The 18386-nt window shown below is 45.6% G+C and carries 14 protein-coding genes; 4 read left to right on the forward strand and 10 right to left on the reverse strand.

The genetic code is table 11. The annotated features are described in order from the left end of the window. Positions 1 to 34 precede the first annotated feature (34 nt). The 4 genes from A8709_RS27955 (at position 35) to A8709_RS27970 (ending at position 6263) form a co-directional block, all read left to right on the forward strand. Positions 35 to 2167 carry a 1,4-alpha-glucan branching protein domain-containing protein gene (locus tag A8709_RS27955; RefSeq protein WP_244163338.1) on the forward strand — a complete coding sequence of 711 codons (2133 nt, stop codon included), beginning with the start codon at positions 35 to 37 and terminating at the stop codon, positions 2165 to 2167. 180 nt (positions 2168 to 2347) lie between these two features. After that, positions 2348 to 4309, forward strand: a complete 1962-nt coding sequence (locus A8709_RS27960; RefSeq protein WP_065857487.1) for a glycoside hydrolase family 15 protein — start codon at positions 2348 to 2350, stop codon at positions 4307 to 4309. Positions 4310 to 4473: 164 nt separating this feature from the next. Further along, entirely contained in the window at positions 4474 to 5052 is a 579-nt protein-coding gene (locus A8709_RS27965) for a TetR/AcrR family transcriptional regulator (RefSeq protein ID WP_065857489.1), read from the forward strand. A 74-nt stretch (positions 5053 to 5126) separates the two neighbouring features. Further along, positions 5127 to 6263 (forward strand): cytochrome P450, encoded by a 1137-nt coding sequence (locus tag A8709_RS27970; protein WP_065857491.1) that lies wholly within the window; start codon positions 5127 to 5129, stop codon positions 6261 to 6263. 152 nt (positions 6264 to 6415) lie between these two features. On the opposite strand, the gene A8709_RS27975 is transcribed toward A8709_RS27970, so the two are convergent. The 10 genes from A8709_RS27975 to leuB form a co-directional block, all read right to left on the reverse strand. Then, positions 6416 to 7429 (reverse strand): metallophosphoesterase family protein, encoded by a 1014-nt coding sequence (locus tag A8709_RS27975; protein ID WP_065858664.1) that lies wholly within the window; start codon positions 7427 to 7429, stop codon positions 6416 to 6418. A gap of 12 nt (positions 7430 to 7441) precedes the next feature. Further along, entirely contained in the window at positions 7442 to 8701 is a 1260-nt protein-coding gene (locus tag A8709_RS27980; protein ID WP_065857493.1) for a Gfo/Idh/MocA family protein, read from the reverse strand. Between the two features lie 20 nt (positions 8702 to 8721). Continuing rightward, positions 8722 to 9612, reverse strand: coding sequence for a carbohydrate ABC transporter permease (locus A8709_RS27985; RefSeq protein ID WP_065857494.1), 891 nt, complete (start codon positions 9610 to 9612; stop codon positions 8722 to 8724). Positions 9613 to 9630: 18 nt separating this feature from the next. Continuing rightward, a complete protein-coding gene (locus A8709_RS27990; protein ID WP_244163359.1) occupies positions 9631 to 10500 on the reverse strand; it encodes an ABC transporter permease in 870 nt (289 codons plus the stop codon). A 115-nt stretch (positions 10501 to 10615) separates the two neighbouring features. Further along, on the reverse strand, positions 10616 to 12328 hold the full coding sequence (locus A8709_RS27995; RefSeq protein WP_065857496.1) for an extracellular solute-binding protein: 1713 nt from the start codon (positions 12326 to 12328) through the stop codon (positions 10616 to 10618). 146 nt (positions 12329 to 12474) lie between these two features. Continuing rightward, complete coding sequence (locus A8709_RS28000; RefSeq protein ID WP_065857498.1) at positions 12475 to 14160, reverse strand: response regulator transcription factor; 1686 nt, start codon at positions 14158 to 14160, stop codon at positions 12475 to 12477. Further along, positions 14153 to 15922 (reverse strand): sensor histidine kinase, encoded by a 1770-nt coding sequence (locus tag A8709_RS28005; protein WP_065857500.1) that lies wholly within the window; start codon positions 15920 to 15922, stop codon positions 14153 to 14155. Before A8709_RS28005 ends, A8709_RS28000 begins: the two co-directional genes overlap by 8 nt. 125 nt (positions 15923 to 16047) lie before the next feature. Then, positions 16048 to 16437: a glycine cleavage system protein H gene (locus tag A8709_RS28010; protein WP_065857502.1), complete on the reverse strand. Its 390-nt coding sequence runs from the start codon at positions 16435 to 16437 to the stop codon at positions 16048 to 16050. Between the two features lie 84 nt (positions 16438 to 16521). Beyond that, entirely contained in the window at positions 16522 to 17070 is a 549-nt protein-coding gene (locus A8709_RS28015; protein ID WP_028554012.1) for a peroxiredoxin, read from the reverse strand. Positions 17071 to 17287: 217 nt separating this feature from the next. Continuing rightward, the gene (gene leuB, locus A8709_RS28020; RefSeq protein ID WP_028554011.1) at positions 17288 to 18367 is read right to left on the reverse strand and encodes a 3-isopropylmalate dehydrogenase; all 1080 of its coding nucleotides are present in this window, start codon (positions 18365 to 18367) and stop codon (positions 17288 to 17290) included. Positions 18368 to 18386: the final 19 nt, after the last annotated feature.

Below are 18386 nucleotides of genomic sequence, written 5' to 3' on the forward strand. Positions count from 1 at the left end.
CCTCGGCCGCCACGGCGGGGCCGAGTGGGCTTACTTGAAGCCCTATGTGCTGCCGGACGGCGCACGCATCAACACGGGCTTCAAGTACTACAGCGTCACCGGCGAGGGTGACGCCAAAGTGCCCTACAACCCGGCGCGCGCCGCTCAGAAAGCTCAGCAGCATGCTGAGCATTTCATCGCTAGCCGGGTGGCGCAAGTACGCCGCCTCGCGGAGCGGCGCATGCTGGCAGGCGCAGGTGCTTCGCCTGCGCCAGAAGAGCCCTTCAGCATCGTATGTCCCTACGATGCTGAATTGTTCGGGCACTGGTGGTACGAAGGCCACCAGTGGCTCGAGGCCGTGCTGCGCGGCCTTGCCGCGCGCAGTGATGAAAGCGTAGTCGTGCAGACGACTACGCTTGGCGGCTACGCCGCCGCCCATGCGCCGACCACGGAAGCCACGCTTCCGGTGTCGAGCTGGGGCCGCGGCGGCTATGCCGAGGTCTGGCTGCAGCCGCGCAGCCAGTGGGTCACGCCGCGGCTGCACGCGGCGGAGGATCGCATGGTGCAGGCTGCGCAGCGGCACCGCGATCCTGCAGCGCTCAGCAGCCTGCAGCTGCGGGCGCTGAATCAAGCCGCGCGGGAGCTGATGCTCGCGCAGAGCAGCGACTGGACGTTCATTTTAGATGCGGATACCGTGACCTCTTATGCCACCAAACGCATAGAGACTCATCTGTCCAATTTCCATACACTATTGAACAGTTTAACGAAAGGCGCTGCGGACAAAGAGCTATCCACGCTCGTCCCTTCCCTAGAACGAAACGCTCCTTTTTTACCAGAGCTACATTATCAACTTTTCCAATCTTCAAATTATTCAGACATGCCGGTCAACGAAGTAGCCGTCACTTCCATGGAAATAGGCGACATGGTTCCTCCTGCGTCCAAACTGCGTATTCTCATGCTCGCTTGGGAATATCCGCCGCACGTGATTGGAGGCCTCGCTAGGGCGGTCTATGACTTATCGAAGCAACTCGCTTCAGACGGGCATACCGTTCATGTACTAACTTGCCAGGCAGGGGATTGTCTTCCTTATGAATGGTCTGAGGGGGTTCATATCCATCGTGCGGAGGCCCTTCCCACAACAGATTCACTTCACTTTCTGGATCGCGTATTTCAAATGAATATGGCCTTCACTGATCTCCTATTAGACCTTGCGCGGCAAGGACTCGTTGTCGATGTGGTGCATGCCCATGACTGGCTCGTCTATTATGCGGCCCATGCCGCGAAGCAAGAGCTGGGACTCCCGCTCCTCGCGACGATTCACGCCACCGAGACGGGACGCAATCAAGGAAAGTTAGAATCACCTTTACAGAAGCGCATTCATACCCTAGAAGCGAAATTAACAGAAGCGGCCGACCATCTGATTGTATGCAGTCTATCCATGCAGCAAGAGATCAAGACCCTCTTTCATATGCCAATGCATCAAATAACAACCATTCCCAACGGGGTTGCTCCTTTTCGCAAACCCGATGCGTCGCTGTCATCGACGAATGCCATACTTGCTGAGGCGATTACCGCCTCAACCACGGGCAACAACAAGCCGTACCGCCTTCTTGCCTTCTTAGGAAGACTCGTCTATGAAAAAGGCGTACACACGCTTCTAGCAGCCATGCCACACGTGTTCGCAAGATTTCCTGAAACGATGGTTGTGATCGCTGGTGAAGGACCCGAGCGTGAAGCGTTGGAAGAGCTCGCTGCGAAGTGGGGAAATCGGATTCGGTTCACGGGGTTTCTAGGTGAAGCAGACAAAAGCTTGCTTTTGCACAAAGCCGACCTCTGTCTAGTTCCAAGCCTCTATGAACCTTTCGGTTTAGTCGCCTTGGAAGCCATGGCTTGCGGTACACCGCTTATCGCTTCGGAAATCGGAGGTCTAGCCGAAATCGTTACCCACGGGATCAACGGCTGCTTATTTCCACCAGGCGACAGCGAGGCTTTGGCCGCGCATATCATTGAACTTTTAGAACAACCCGCCTATGCATCTACGCTTGCAGCAACTGCGCTAAGCAACGTTCATGCTTTATATGACTGGGCTCAAATCGGATCTTTAACAACACAGGTTTACGAGACTGTCATTTCGGGTATTGCTTCACATAACGATTTAACGCCATTTCAAAAGGAAATAATCAAATAATATGGATATCCGTACCAAATGAAAGCGCGACCAGTAAGAATTTTCAGAATTTTTTCAAAGAATCATTGATTCCTTTGTCAGAATTAGGTAACCTATTGGCAAGACTTGTGCTCCATAGCTCAGACCTCTAGGGCTGATCTGAATCGCGCGATCAAACAAACGAGTGGGGAAGTGATTGTATTGCCAAGACATCTGGTCATCGGAAATGGAAAATTCCTTATTAACCTCGATCAGCATTCCTACATGCGAGATCTGTACTATCCTTTCGTAGGCCAGCTTAACCATATTGGCGGTTATCAGTGCCGTGTTGGTGTATGGGTAGATGGTGACTTCGCATGGCTGAATGCCCCTGAGTGGCAATTCAAGCTCGCCTATGTGGAGGATTCCCTTGTCACGGAAGTGACAGCTACACATCCCGGCCTCGGTATTACTCTGCTTATGAATGACGGCGTTCACCAGCGTGAAGATATTTATTTGAAACGGATTCACATTACGAATCACACGAATACGGTTCGTGAAGTACGGATGTTCTTCAATCAGGACTTGTTAATCAATGAAACTGAGGTTGGAGATACCGCCGCTTACTATCCTGCAACGAATACCGTTTTTCATTATAAGAAAGACCGCTATTTTATGTTTAACGGCAGCACAGGCACAGAGGGGATTTATCAATACTCTACAGGGGTCAAACGCTTCTATAACGCCGAGGGTACTTGGCGCGATGCCGAGGATGGGCATCTCATGGGGAATGCCATTGCACAAGGCTCCGTTGATAGTACGATCTCGTTCCGACTCTTCGTCCCGCCTAACGGCAACCAAACGCTTTACTATTGGATGGGCGCAGGCAAGAACTTGGAAGAAGTTAAAAAACTCGATACCTATGTCAAAGACAGCCATCCAGGTAAGCTGCTTGACCGCGTGACTGTGTATTGGCAGCGCTGGGCTAACAAAATCGATCGTGATTACTACGATCTCACACCGGAAGTGCAACGGCTTTTCAAACAAAGCTTACTGCTGGTCCGCACGCAAACCGATGTGAACGGTGCTATTATCGCGGCGAACGATTCTGACATCATGCAGAGCAACCGCGATCATTACAGCTACATGTGGCCTCGCGATGGCGCGTTAATCGCTTACTCGATGTCCATGGCCGGCTACCAAGGTATGATCATTCCTTTCTTTAACTTCTGTGCGAACGTGTTGTCGCCCGAAGGTTACTTGCATCATAAATACAATCCGGATGGCACCGTAGGCTCCAGCTGGCATCCCTACATCCATTCCGGCCGCGTGCAGCTGCCAATCCAGGAGGATGAAACTGCTCTTGTCTTATTCGCCCTGTGGCAGGATTTCCAGAAAAATGGAAGCCTTGAATTTGCTCAATCCCTGTATCGCAATCTGATCCGCAGAGCGGCTAGATTCATGTCCACCTACATTGACCAGGAACTGAACCTGCCGAAGCCGAGCTACGACTTATGGGAAGAACGCTACGGGATCTATACCTTCACTGCCTCAGCAGTTTACGGCGGTTTAATCGCGGCTTCGAACTTCAGCAACTTGTTTGGGGATGAAGAGAGAAGCAATCGCTATAAGCATACGGCGGAGAAAATTAAATCCGGTATCCTGAAGCATCTGTGGGATGAAGGTGAACAACGATTCGTTCGCGGCTTATATATGGAAGACGGCGAATGGGTCAAGGATATGACGCTGGAAAGCTCTGTTTATGGGATTTTCGAGTTTGGTGTTCTGCCTGCCGATGACCCGCGCGTCGTAAGCACCATGCGAGCGAACAAAGCGGGTCTCATGATCAAAACCGAAGTTGGCGGCTCCGCCCGTTATCATCACGATTATTACTTCCAACGTTCTACAGACATTGAGAAAGTGCCAGGTAATCCTTGGATTATCTGTACACTCTGGATTGCTGAATGGGAAATTGAGTATGCCAAAACCGTTGAAGATCTCGAAGCTCCGCGCCAAACGCTGGAGTGGGTCGTCAAACACGCCATGGAAAGCGGCGTCTTATCCGAGCAATTGGATCCATTCTCCGGTGAGCCGGTTTCCGTCGCACCTCTTACTTGGTCACATGCGACATACGTGCTCACGGTGGTCAAATACTTGAACAAGTACAAACAGCTTACTAAATAACTTCGTACCTCTACGGAATTGAACACTTGTTCATTCCGGGAGGTTTTTTCTTGTAAGTAAACCTACTTACGCTTGTGTTGACTCTTATTTTACCAATATGTTACACTGTTATTGTACTGACCAGTCAGTTTATTAGAAAGTTAATGGCGAAAGGAGGATCCTCGTTGAGCAAAGAGAAAATTATTCTTGCAGCAGTTGATGTATTTTCTGAAAATGGCTATCATCGGGCAAGCATGGATGAAATCGCCCTGAGGGCCAATGTCGCCAAAGGAACTCTCTATTATCATTTTCCAGGTAAGGCCCAATTGTTTAAAACGCTTGTTGCGGAGGGTTTCCAAGAAATTATCGATAAAATTCGTGCCGATCTTCAAGCTAATCTAACCCTAGAAGAACAAATCAGAAAAATTATCAGGCACAATCTCGATCTCTTTTTGGAATCCAGCGGTTTAGCGCATATTGTTTTCAATGAATTATCCAACAGCATCGACCAGGACGTGCTGGAAGAACTAAAAATATTAAGAATACAATACATTCATTTTCTTGCTGAGGTCTTGGAAGAAGGGAAGCAAGAAGGGGTGCTTCGTGATATTAACTGCAAGTTAGCCGCAGCAGGAATTGTCGGGATGCTCGACAGTGCCTGTAATTATTTTATGAACAACACCAATGAATTGTCTCGTGATCATATTGAACGATTCTTTTACACCATTATTACTTCCGGTTTGTTTATGACTTCAGGTGAGTAATCGCCTTTTTTTGATTTTATTGAACTGACCAGTCAGTTTATGTGTTGAAAATCGAATGAAAGCTGGTGAAGCGAATGAATTGGAGAAACCTTAACGAACTGATACCTTTGACTTATTTTGAAAAAATGCGTAATTCCTTCCCTGTGTCATTAAATGAATCAACAGGTTCTTGGGACGTTTTTAAATACGAAGACGTCAAAACGATTTTTACCCAACATGAGCATTTTTCATCGCAAGGTATTGAAACCATGAAAGATCCCATTGAAGCAAGTATTCTGAGGCAGGATCCACCTAAACATCGGCAATTGCGGATGCTTGTTTCTCAGGCCTTTACTCCTCGGGTCATCGAAGGAATGGCAGCAAAGATTGAAGCCATTGCGCATGAGTTATGCGACCAGATGGAAACGAGCGAAAGAATCGACGTCCTGCATGATTTTGCTAGCCCTTTGCCGATTACCATCATTGCCGAAATGCTAGGCATTCCACCGGAAGATCGTGAACATTTCAAACGATGGTCGGATGCCCTTGTCGGGAATGATCCTGAACGATATTATCAATGCCAACAAGAGATGAGTGTCTATTTTTCTGAAATAGCGGATAGGCGACGCCTAGAACCACAGGATGATCTGATTAGTAATCTCGTACGCGCGAAGGGAGATGGATCACAATTAAGTGATCTGGAAATCATCGGTTTCTGTATCCTTTTGCTTGTAGCGGGAAATGAGACCACGACCAACTTGATCACCTCGGCCATGCTTATGTTCGACAGCCATCCTGATGTAAGAGAACAGCTTATAGCTGACAGCTCTTTGGTCCCGCAGGCTCTTGAGGAGGTTCTTCGATTTTGTTCACCTGTACAAACGATGATTAGAACGGTAACTAAGACCACAGTTCTACGCGATCAAACACTAAATCCCGGTCAAATGGTCAACCTCTGGATCGGATCTGCCAACCATGACGAAGACATATTTGAGCATCCGGAAATCTTCAATATCCACCGGATTCCTAATCCCAATCTTGCATTTGGTCACGGTATTCACTACTGTTTGGGAGCACAGTTAGCTCGTTTGGAAAGTAAAATTGCCATGCAAACACTGCTTAAGCGGTTCCCTGAATGCCAACTAGATCGCTCACATCCTTTGGAGCGGATCGACAGCTGGATTATGTTCGGTGTCAAACAAATGCCTATTGTTTTGGCCCATAGGCTATAGCCAACGGCCCCGGGCAAGGGCAAGCGCGACACGATGTAAGGGCCCTTAGTGGTCCTTACACAATGAATGAGCTGCACTTCAATTGTTAGACACAACTAACAATTGAAGTGCAGCTCACTTTTAAGACAGCATCTTGTACAAACCCACAGCACCTAAGCTGTAGAGGCATCTTTCTTTCCTATTCCATTCGGGACTTTTCTGCCTTCCGGCTGATGCTCCAGCTGCTCGGCCACCACTGTTCCGTCTTTCTCTCTGATCCACGTATCGAACTGGCGCGTACCTTCCTTCAAGCGAATCACTCTCGCCCCCGTTGGCATCAGATCATGGCGCACACCATCCACGTAGCTGACATATCTCGTCGAACGTCCGTAGCAAAGACGAATACCATGCAGCGTTCCCCAGAAATCGTTGCCATGGTCGTGCCCGACAAACGTCCCCATCACATCGCCCAACTCTACCATCGCCGCAAACAGACCAGAATTAATACGAGGAGAAGAGCAGCAATCCTCATATCGATGTCCGTAGCATATGTGGAAATCCCATACGTCATTGTACTCCGGCAGTGGAATGTGGAAAAAAGCGAGTGCAGGAAGCGGTTGATTCTCGTTATGCCTTCTCAGTTCAAGCGATTTGCCCACATACCACTCAATTCGATCTCTGTGTATCCAATCATATCCGCTTACCCGATCGGAGATTGGTGAGTAATCTCCGCTATCCATGAAATATAACGCCGCAGCCGTATTTTCAGAGTTTCCCGACACTGTTACTACAAAGTTCCCGGATCCGCTAATGCCTTCTGGATCTGGTTCCGCCACACAATAGTCATGCTGCAATTGCAGCTCATGCATCATGTTCCTGGGCACGTCGCCCTCTGAGTCGTGATTGCCAAACACCGCTGCCCATGGAATATGGCTCTGTTCGGCTACATCAACGGCTTGACGAAATGAGTGAATCGGGTCCTTCGCCCGATTACTCGCGATCACATCACCGGCAAACACGATGAGATCGGGCTTTTCCGCTTCAATGATTCGTTCCATAAGCGCTCTTGTCTCTGAATCATACTTGGGTGTCTCTGTGTCGTAATCAAATTGATCGGCAAATTCCACATCGGAAAACTGTACAATGATGAATGTACCATCATCTCGAAATTTCAGCCGTTTTTTCACCATCAGCATCCCCTAATACTCCGGAGTCGTTTCCAAAAACTCCCTCATATTTACCACTCTTCGATCTAATCTCGATTGTTCCGCCGCAAATGCCATTAGGTGGCTCTGCACCGAGTGATCTGCAGAAGTTAACCCATTCCCCTTACCGTCCAGCTGAACCTGCTTGATGAAATCGCGGATCAGACCGAAATCCCCGCCACCGTGTCCAATGTGCCCACCAGGTGTTTCAAGGGAAATTTGCTTGGTTAAGCCTGTTTCAAAATCAATCAGTTCAATCTCATTTTTCTCCATGGCAGCGCGAATTTCGCCTTTTGTTCCCATCAGCTTGAGAGTTCGACTGCAATCAAGCGTGAATGCGCTCATTGTAAACGCAGCCGTCACTTCGTTCGCAAACTCCAAATTGACAATTTGATGGTCAACAACATCATTGTCGCAGTGGTACACGCATTTCCCATAAGGTCCCTCTTGCAGCGCTTTCGTGCGAGCTTCCAAGCTCAGATTATCACTGATCGCAGACGTAGGCCACTCTATATTGTCCGTAAGATACACTTTAGGCGCATAGTATGGACATTGATCTGAAACAGGGCATCCGTCCAAACATCGCAGTGGTGCTCCTTCCGGGGCATTCTCCTTTTTAAAATGAGACAACGATCCAAATGAAGAAACATGGGTGCATTCCGCCCCCGCTAACCATAGGATAATATCCAGGTCATGGCATGATTTGGCCAAAATCATTGGACTCGATTCGGCAGCTTTGCGCCAATTACCTCTGACAAAGCTATGGGCCTGATGCCAGTGTGCTACATTCTCATTGTGCTGAATCGACATGAGCCGTCCAATAACTCCCTCGTTCAGTAACGATTTAATCGTTTGGAAAAAATTCGTATAGCGAAGAACATGACAAATGGAAAAGACACGCCCATATTGTTGGGACCGCTCCCCCATACGGATACATTCCATCTTATCCGGGGACATCGGTTTTTCGAGCAGAACATGATATCCCGCTTCCAAAGCTTTTATCGTCGGTTCATAGTGCATGTTGTCCTGCGTACAAATAAGCACGGCATCAGCCAGTTTAGGTTTGGCCAATAAATCCTCCCAACTGTCAAAACACATCTCATCCGATATTCCATGCATCCTTTTGAACTTGTGACTTCGCTGCCTGTTGGGTTCCGCAACAGCAACTACCTGCAGCTCATCCGGATGTTCAAGCGCATATCCTGTATAGTTTACTCCTCTTAGTCCAGCTCCGATTAATGCGATTGTTACCATTTGTTCATCCCGCCTTCATTTTATTCCTTCACACTGCCTACCGTCATTCCTTTGATAAAATACCTTTGAACGAACGGGTAAACCAATAGAATCGGCAGCGCCCCCATGAAAATCTGTGCAGTCCGGAGCGTTTTTTCACTAAGATTCTCCAACTGCTTAAGCTGCTCGACATTAACGGACTGCATTTGCGCGTTCATCGCGGTTATTAAGGTGGAAAGGTACGTTTGCAGCGGATATTTGTCCGGTGAATTCAAATAAAGAATGCCGTCAAACCATGAATTCCAATGTCCGATGATGGTAAAAAGCCCAATGGTTGCGATCGCTGGCAACGATACTGGCAAATATATTTTCCAGAGCAACGTCCAATGACTTGCCCCGTCGATCGTAGCTGCTTCTTCCATTTCCTTCGGAATGCCTCTGAAGAAGTTCAGCATCATAATCATATTCCATACATTCAGTGCTCCAGGTAAAATAAGCGCCCAAATTGTATTAATCAGTCCGGTCGATTTTACAACCATATACGTCGGAATGAGTCCTCCGCCCAAAAAGATCGTAACCGCAAAAAACCACACATACACAGTTCGGGAGCGAAACTTTTCCGTTTCTTTGGCAAGCGGATACGCTGTTATGAAAATCAAAAACATGTTGATCGCGGTTCCAAGTACGACCCTTTCCAGTGAAACACGGAGAGATCGAATAAATTCCACCTTGTGCCCGAGATAAACGTAGGCATCCAGTGTAAATCCGATCGGTACCAGCTTAACTTCGCCTGCCATCGCCGCCGTATTGGAGCTTAACGAAACAGCCAAAAGATGAATGAAAGGCACGATGCCTATAATCGTAATCAGTGTCAGTACGGAGGCATTCATCACGATAAATAACTTTCTGCTCAACGTTGGTTTATAAACCATATGAAATCCCCCAGCCGTCTAAAATATTCGGTAATTGCTGAATTTGTATGCAAGGTAGTACGATAACGACACCAATCCGACGGATATGCCTGATTTAAACAGCCCCACTGCCGCTGCCGGCGCAAACTGTTGGCTGAATAGACCTAATCTGTACGTGAAGGTGTCAATAATATCAGCACCCTGATAAACGGTTGGATTATACATGATCAAGATTTGATCAAACCCTGCATTTAATATATTGCCCAGACTTAATGTGCTCATTAGAATAATGATTGGCATCATTCCCGGCAATGAGATATGGATCATTTGTTTCCATTTGCCAGCGCCGTCTACTTCGGCCGCCTCGTATAGACTGCCGTTAATGCCAGTAATGGCAGCGAGAAAAATGATCAAATTATAGCCCATGCCTTTCCAAACATCCGAACCGACCATAATGGCTCGAAACCAATTGTTGCTTCCCATGAACATAATCGGTTCAAAACCAATGCTTGAAATCAAGCCATTCACAGGTCCCCTTAATGAAAACAACTCAAGAATGACTCCGCCAAGTACGGTCCATGCGAGAAAAAAAGGTAAAAAAATGCTCGTCTGAATCATTCGCTGAAACCATTTTTTCGTTATTTCATTTAGCAGAAGCGCTAAAATGAGCGGAACGGCTAAGGAAAACACAATTTTCAAAGATGCGATGAGTACGGTATTCCACAGAACCTGATGAAAGTCAGGCAGATTGAATACGTATTTAAAGTTTTTCAGCCCGACCCATTTCGATTTAAAAAAACCAAGCACCGGTTCATATTTTTGAAATGCCATTACGACGCCTAATATCGGGCCATAAGCATATACAAGCGTGATTAAAACGCCAGGCAGCAACATCAGATGCAGTGGCATATCTGTTTTTATTCTCACTGTGAAGCCTCCAATCGCACACAATTTCAAACGCTCCATTTTAATAAAAGGGGGAGAGATTGTCAGAAACTTCTCTCTCCCCACATGATGGCTCACCTTATTTTACTGCATTCTTCGTGTACCACTCGTTGACTTCCTTCGTAATATCATTTCCGCCAAGCTTCTTCCAGCTCTCGACATACTTATCGAATTCGCTTACAGGAGCACCCATAATGATTTTGGTATACGTTTCGTCGAGAAGCTTATCAAGCTGAGATCCCTTCTCAATTTGTGTCGCCGTCGGAACACCATAGAACTCGTTGAAAAACACTTGCTTATTGTCACGAATTTGTCGCGTCATGCCCCAACCGCCATTTTTGGCTGCACGGCTGTCGTACTGCCCCCAATTTGAACCTTTGGTGGCGTTCGTTGTATCGCCTGCAAAGTACTCCTTGGTTGCCTTAAATACGTCTGCGACATTCTTATAATTTTCATCATCCAGCGTAATTGCGTCTTGTTTGGCATCCAAAGCCTTGTTAACCTCTGTGTAGATCGTTTCGATTTGCGCAGGATTATAGATTCTTGGCGCGAACCAGTTATACACATACCCGTTTTCAGCTTTGTTTTTCTCCAGATACTGCTTTTTGCCCATTTCGATGTAGAAGTTAATCATCTTAATCGCAGCTTCCGGATTTTTCGCTTTTTTATTCACTGCAATAATGTGGCTCATCCGCACCTTGCCCACCATTGACTTCCCTGGCTGACCATCCAGCGATGGTATTGGATAGGCTTCCCATTCAGCATTCGGATCTTTATCCTTGTTAATATTAAGCGGCCAGTTCGGATACCACCATTCTCCATACGAAATACCGACTCTGCCGGCAACAATATCTTCAACCACTTTGTTCTCGTCTTTCAGCGCAAATTCCTTATCTAGGAGACCTTTCTGATACCAGGACTGCAGCTTGGCAAGCGCGGTTTTCGTTTCTGGCTGGATTTCACCAGCTGCAAGCTTGCCGTCTTTCCCCAAAAGCCAAGCTTTAGGAGCTGTGCCATAGCCGTTAAAAACACCTCTCGCATCAAATCCCCATCCAATAAGAGTTTTCTGCATCGCGATGCCATACCGATCATTTTTACCCGTTTTACCAGGATCATTTTTGACAAAGGCTTCTGCTATTTTCTCCAAATCGTCAATGGTCTTCGGGGGCTGCAGGTTCAGATTGTTCAGCCAATCCTTTCGAATCCACAATAGCTGTGTTGACAAATACGGATCCTCGAAACCTGGAATACCTAACAGCTTGCCATCTGTCGTCGTGGTTTTCATGGCAAACCCGCCGTCGACCTGCATATATTTCTTTAAAGCGGGGGAAGCATACTTATTATAAGCATCTGTCAGATCTGCCAGCATTCCCTGACTTTTCAATTTCTCATATTGCAAGGTATCCAAATCCAAGATGTCAGGTAAATCTGCGGAAGCCAGAGCCAGAGAAAACTTTTGTTCGAACTGTTCTGTCGGTACGCTCCACAAGTATTTCAGATCAATATTGAGCATCTCTTTCAGATCTTTAATATAGGCATTCTGATCAGGCGTAATTCCCTTTGGCGTCTTCGGATCTTCCGGTGGGCGGAAGCCTAACACTTCGGTAACAGTGACCGGTTGAGCGTATTTACCCAACGGATCTAAGTTTTCATTTTTGGAAGTACTCGAATTCGTCGTTTGTGGCGATGTGCTCGCAGGACTTGAAGCGCTTTCATTATTGTTGCTGCATGCTACTAGTGAAGTAGCCATCAGTGAAGTAAGTAGGACAGAACTAACAAGCTTTTTTTTCATGTTTTACCCCCCACATTTTTTCGAATTGAGAAACTAGAACTATCGGTATGAATCATTGTGGTAAAGGCTCGAGCTTTACACTTCTAATTGTAAGGCGGTGGGATAAGCAACCGCTATACTAAACTATTTACATGGTTGCGTTTTGTTTACTTCCTCGTTTTATGGATAACAGTTTCCCTAAACTCTTGAGGCGAAACCTGTTTCATTTTCCGAAAAAACGCCGTGAAATAGGAAGGAGATTCAAAACCCAGCTTCAAAGCAATTTCATTTATCTTCATTTGCATGTCCCCTAGCATGCCCACCGCCGCTTCCGCCTTGGTTGCATTGATATAATCGGAAAGATTGCGCCCTGTAAGCTGCTTATAGAAACGGGACAGATAGGAAGGATTAAAGTAGACCACTTCCGCAATTCTGGCAAGGGAAAGATCTCCGCCCAAGTTTTCGTTAATAAACCTATGAATTCGCTCAACCAATAAATGTTCTCCATTTTCAACTTGCTCTTTTTTCTCTATGCAAATTTGTTTACCGAGTCCGATATAGTAGGTTTCCACAGTTGTCCAATCCTCGGGAATGTCCATCATGGCAAAACTTTCGATACGCATATGATCCTTGGTTCTGTCAGAAATGCTTTGACTATTCATATAGGCCAGAAAGACAAGCACAAACGCATAATACCTTTCTAAACCGACAAGGTAATTTTGCGTGGTTTCATTTCTCAAGCTGATTATCAGGTCCTTGCATATCGTTTCTGCTTGCCCTTCATCTCCTTCATCCAGCTTTTTTTCCAACAATCGCAACCTTTTGTTAAAATCATCGGAATTAGCAGAAGTTTTCGAAGGTTCATCTTTAAAAAGCCCATTTGCCATACCTAGGTCCATGATGGTCATGTTTTGAACGGAAACCCATCTCTTCTTGATCATTGCTTTCACAAGCTCAAATTCCTTATGGATGCTGTCCCATTCGACGGCTCCTCTTGAAATGACAAAAGAAACATCCGTTTGAAGCAAATCGCGGCACGCATTTTGAACCGATTCCAGATTACCTTTTAAATAGGTGATGAGGCCCTTCCAATCGATGACCTCGTCTTCACTTTGGAATCTGCCTGCATTGGAATCCAGCTGAATAAACGAAACAGTCATCGAATTTTCGTATACCATATCTTCACTTGTTATCACAGAAGGCCAGTATTGCTCTACTAAGTTACGGATGGAATAAAGCGCGTTTCGTTTATTGGCATACGACATACCACTCTCCCAACTGTCGATCTTGCCAACTAGGAGTAAAACAGGCGCATCCCTATTCAATTTTATGGCTTGTCCAGCAAATAGTTCTTCAGATAACAGGTCGTTTACACTTTCGCCTAATAATAAAGCCTCAAACAATTCTTTTTTCAATAATGGCGCCATGACTAGCATTTGCTCACGAGCCTTATCAATCATGTCCTTGTTCTTAAGCTCATCCTCGATTTTGGCTAACGCATTTGTGACCGCGCCGATGACAACCTTATCTTCTTCGGTTTTCAGAATATAACTTTCCACATTTTTTTGAATGGCCGTGTAGACATAATCAAACTCGTTATGCCCCGTCAAAAAAATAATTTTGCAGGAAGGCCAATAAAATAAAATCTCATCCATGAGCTGTAAGCCATTTTTCTCCGGCATGCGAATATCACTGAGAACAACATCAATCTTTGTTTTTTTGATAATGTCAATCGCCTCAAACGCCGAATAGGCCTTGCATATGTCTAGCTCAAGCTCTTCCCTTTCCTGAAACATCTGTACCAGCCCTTCGACAATTGCCGGTTCGTCGTCAACAATTAAGAGTCTATACATCACTGCCGCCCCCATAATTAAAATGAATGATTACTTCTGCTTTAAGCCCGCCGTGTAGGCTTCTAGAAACAAACACGCCGCTGTTTGGGCCGTACTCCAACTGGATTCGCCTGCAAACATTGATTATGCCTGTCTTTTCAAGAACATGCGAGGAGTGAAGCAGCTTCTCTTGAAGGGAATGAAGGGAATCATCTGTCAGCTTATTTCCGTCGTCTTCCACACAAATGCACAAACTGTTTTTCTCGCAGGTAACCGTGATATGAATATTACCACCATGTCGTTCGTTCTCGAAAGCATGTTCAAATGTATTTTCGATAATGGGCTGCAGAATCAGACGCGGCACCATGAGATGCTTACAGGCATCCGGAATTTCATTGGCTACGACTTGAATACGATTCGAAAACCTTATATGCTGGATCTCCACATAATCCATCGCATGTCGATATTCCATCGCAAACGGCACTTCATCGACTCCGCTTCTTGTAACAAATTGATAATAACTACCCAGCTTCTGAGCTAAGGTTGCAACCCTTTCGTAATCCTTTGCTTTACACATCATATAAATATTGAAAAATCCATTGTATAAAAAGTGAGGTTTGATCTGCGACTGCAACTGCTTTAATTCGGAATGCTGCAGCGCTAGCTTTTGTTCAAAATTTTGCTGGATGGATTGCTTCAGCTTTTCGATCATCCTGTCGAAGCTCCTATACAGATAACCGAACTCAATGTCATTCTTCGGCCTTATCAAAATATCCAGGTTATCCGTTTCCAACGTTTTGAACGCCGCAATTAACTCCTTCAAAGGATTGTGAATCATCAGTTTAACTGAAAATGAAAAAACAAGAATAATTGCCATCGAGATTATGGACATAATGAGAAGCCAAACATTGAATTTCTTGAGAGACCCTGTGAGTTCATCTTGACTGACATAGGAGAAAAGTGTTAATCCAAGCGTGCTTATTTGGTTGTAGGTGATCCTGTAGCTTTGATCTCCAAATTTCAAGATTCTACTATCAAAATTTTTGAGGTTCTGCTCCTTTGAAAAGTTATCATGTATACGATTCACAATCGCGTCTTCCTGCTTGGCCGATACATAATAACTAAAGTCTTCATTGGTAATAAACGCCCCTGAATAACCATAATTCCCCACAAGTTGATCTAGCGTCTTTTCAAGTTTCTTAACGGATAGCTCCAAATAGACAATGACACTAGAATTGTTGCCGGATTCAATAAAAAACAATCTCCCATCCTGATAATAAATGGAAGATTCCTTACTATTTGAATATAATTTACTAATTGTTTCATATTCCTGATTCGGCAGCTTATTGATCCCGTTTTGTGTAGAGATCGTTCTTCCAAATGATTTCATATATACCCCAGTATTCAGCAAATACTCACTCGAGTTCTGTATGGTGGATAAACGTTCCTTCACTCTGTTAACGAGTTGGATCTCTTCAAATACATCCAGTGTACCTGATAAAAAGTTTAGCTTCTGAAGATCGGAATCATTGACAGCCTGCAGCTGCTGATTTCGAATGAAAGAGATTTGATCATCTAACTGGTTTGAATAAAATTGCACCTTTGACAAGATTGAATTCGTATACTCCTGTTTAATAAATGATTGCCCCATCATATTCATCAACAGATTTACGAAATAGACGGGAATGATCAAAGCAGTAAAAACGATAATCACTTTTTGATACACGTACAATTTGGACAGCCTTGTTGGATTTTTCACATTTCCTCCTGTTAGACAGTTCATGGTTCCATCACCTCCCATCATACCAAAAATTCTTGTGGAGGCATCTAATTTGCTTCTATGCTAAAAAAAAGAATGCAAGACCCTAATAAAAAGGCCTTGCATTCTTTACTCTTAAAGCTGAGAACTCAGTCTTCCAGCGAAAACTCACGTTCATACGTTTCCTCTTCCAATAACTGCTCCAGCTCAGATTCTTGACTCCACTGAATCATGAATAACCAGCCCTTATCATAGGGAGATTCGTGAATCAACACCGCGGCTCTTTCCAGCAGCCGATTGACTGCTATGATTTTGCCGGTTAAAGGAGCTAGCAGATCGTGCTCGTCGTCCGCCATAGTCTCAACCGAGCCAATGAATTCTCCTTGTCTCACATGAGCGTCCTGATCTGGGAGATCGATAAACACAATCAAGCCCAGCTCGTTAATGGCGTACTCCGTTAACCCGACAACAGCTTTATCTCCGTCTAACCGTATCCAGTAGTGATTTCTTGTATATTTGATTTGCACCGGCACTGACACGCCAATTCCTCCAGACTTACGAAAAAGCTCCTCCACCCGCATTCGCATGAGGGCAAGAGGAGCTTCGTCATCTTGATATCAAACTTATTTAACAACCAAGTTTTTGTCGCCTGGTTTCCAGTTCATTGGGCACAATCCGCCGGATTGTAGCGCTTGAAGCACACGAAGTGTTTCTTCTACGCTGCGGCCTACGTCGTTGTGGTTAACAACTTCGTATTTCAATTCGCCTTCTGGATCGATAATGAAAAGTCCGCGAAGTGCGATACCTTCTTCTTCGATTAGAACGCCATAGTCACGAGCAACGGATTTCGTAATGTCAGCAGCAAGTGGGAACGCCAATTTGCCAAGACCATTATCGTTAACCGGTGTGTTGATCCATGCTTTGTGCGTGTGGATACTATCGATGGAAACACCAAGAATTTCAGTGTCCAATGCTTTGAATTGATCAGCTGCATAGCTAAGTGCAGTGATTTCAGTCGGACATACGAATGTGAAGTCCAATGGGTAGAAGAAAAGAACTAACCATTTTCCTTTGTAATCAGACAAAGATGCTTTACCAAATGCTGTACCGTCTCCTGTTGCTGTTTCCATTGTGAAATCAGGAGCTTGTTTACCTACTAAACGTTCTGCCATGGGTATAATTCCTCCTCAAATCTATCTTAAAATCTATCTTATCCGTATAAAATGGTACCATCCACCTACGCGAAAGTCAATAATTAGATCGTATACTAGATAATAATTATTTTAATTCATGAAGGTGTTCCTACGAGAGGACCTGCCGCGTGATTTGAAAAAAAGCTCACACCGCCAAAGCATCTCTGCCTCGAAAGTGCGAGCTTATTTATGATGACTATTTACGCATTGCGTCTACAATCAATTGACCCATAGCAAGCGTACCAATCGCTGTGCTCTTATCTACCGCGATGTCGCCTGTACGGTGACCTGCATCCAATACTTCTTTCACGGCACGCTCGATGGAATCCGCTGCTTCGTGGTAGCCGAAAGTCAAACGGAACATCAAAGCTACGGAAAGGATCGTTGCGATTGGGTTGGAGATGCCTTGACCTGCGATATCAGGTGCGGAGCCGTGTACCGGCTCGTACAAGCCGAATGCGCCTTCGCCAAGGGAAGCAGATGCTAGCATACCAATTGATCCAGTAAGCATAGCTGCTTCGTCGCTCAAGATGTCGCCGAACATGTTCTCTGTTACGATAACATCGAAGCTGGACGGACGGCGAAGCAATTGCATCGCACAGTTATCAACCAATACGTGCTCAAGCTCAACATCTGGGTAGTCAGCCGCGATGCGGTTAACCGTTTCGCGCCATAGGCGGGAAGTTTCAAGTACGTTTGCTTTATCAACAGAAGCAAGCTTCTTGCGACGCGTTTGTGCAATTTCAAACGCTTGACGCGCAATACGCTCGATTTCAGTTACATTGTATGCACATGTATCAACCGCTTCTTGACCGTTCGCTGTTTCACGACGGAATTTCTCTCCGAAGTAGATACCGCCAGTCAACTCACGAACGACGATCAAATCCGTGCCTTCAAGAACTTCTGGTTTCAATGTGGAAGCTTCTTTCAAGCAATCAAAGATGAACGCAGGACGGATGTTGGAGAACAAGCCAAGCGCTTTACGAATGCCGAGAAGACCTGTTTCTGGGCGAAGCTCTTTGGAATTGTTGTCCCATTTCGGGCCGCCAACAGCTCCTAGAAGTACCGCATCCGCGGATTGGCAAACTTTTAACGTTTCTTCCGGAAGCGGTGTACCTTTCTCATCGATCGCGATACCGCCGAAAAGAGCGTGTTCTGTTTCAAATTGATACCCGAATAATTCTTCGGTACGTTTCAATACTTTTTCTGCTTCTGCAACGACTTCTGGACCAATACCGTCCCCAGCGATTACAGCAATTTTTTTCACATCAGCCATGACAATCATTCACTCCTTA

The organism is Paenibacillus pectinilyticus (assembly GCF_001700435.1).
In the GTDB taxonomy this organism is placed as follows: domain Bacteria; phylum Bacillota; class Bacilli; order Paenibacillales; family NBRC-103111; genus Paenibacillus_E; species Paenibacillus_E pectinilyticus.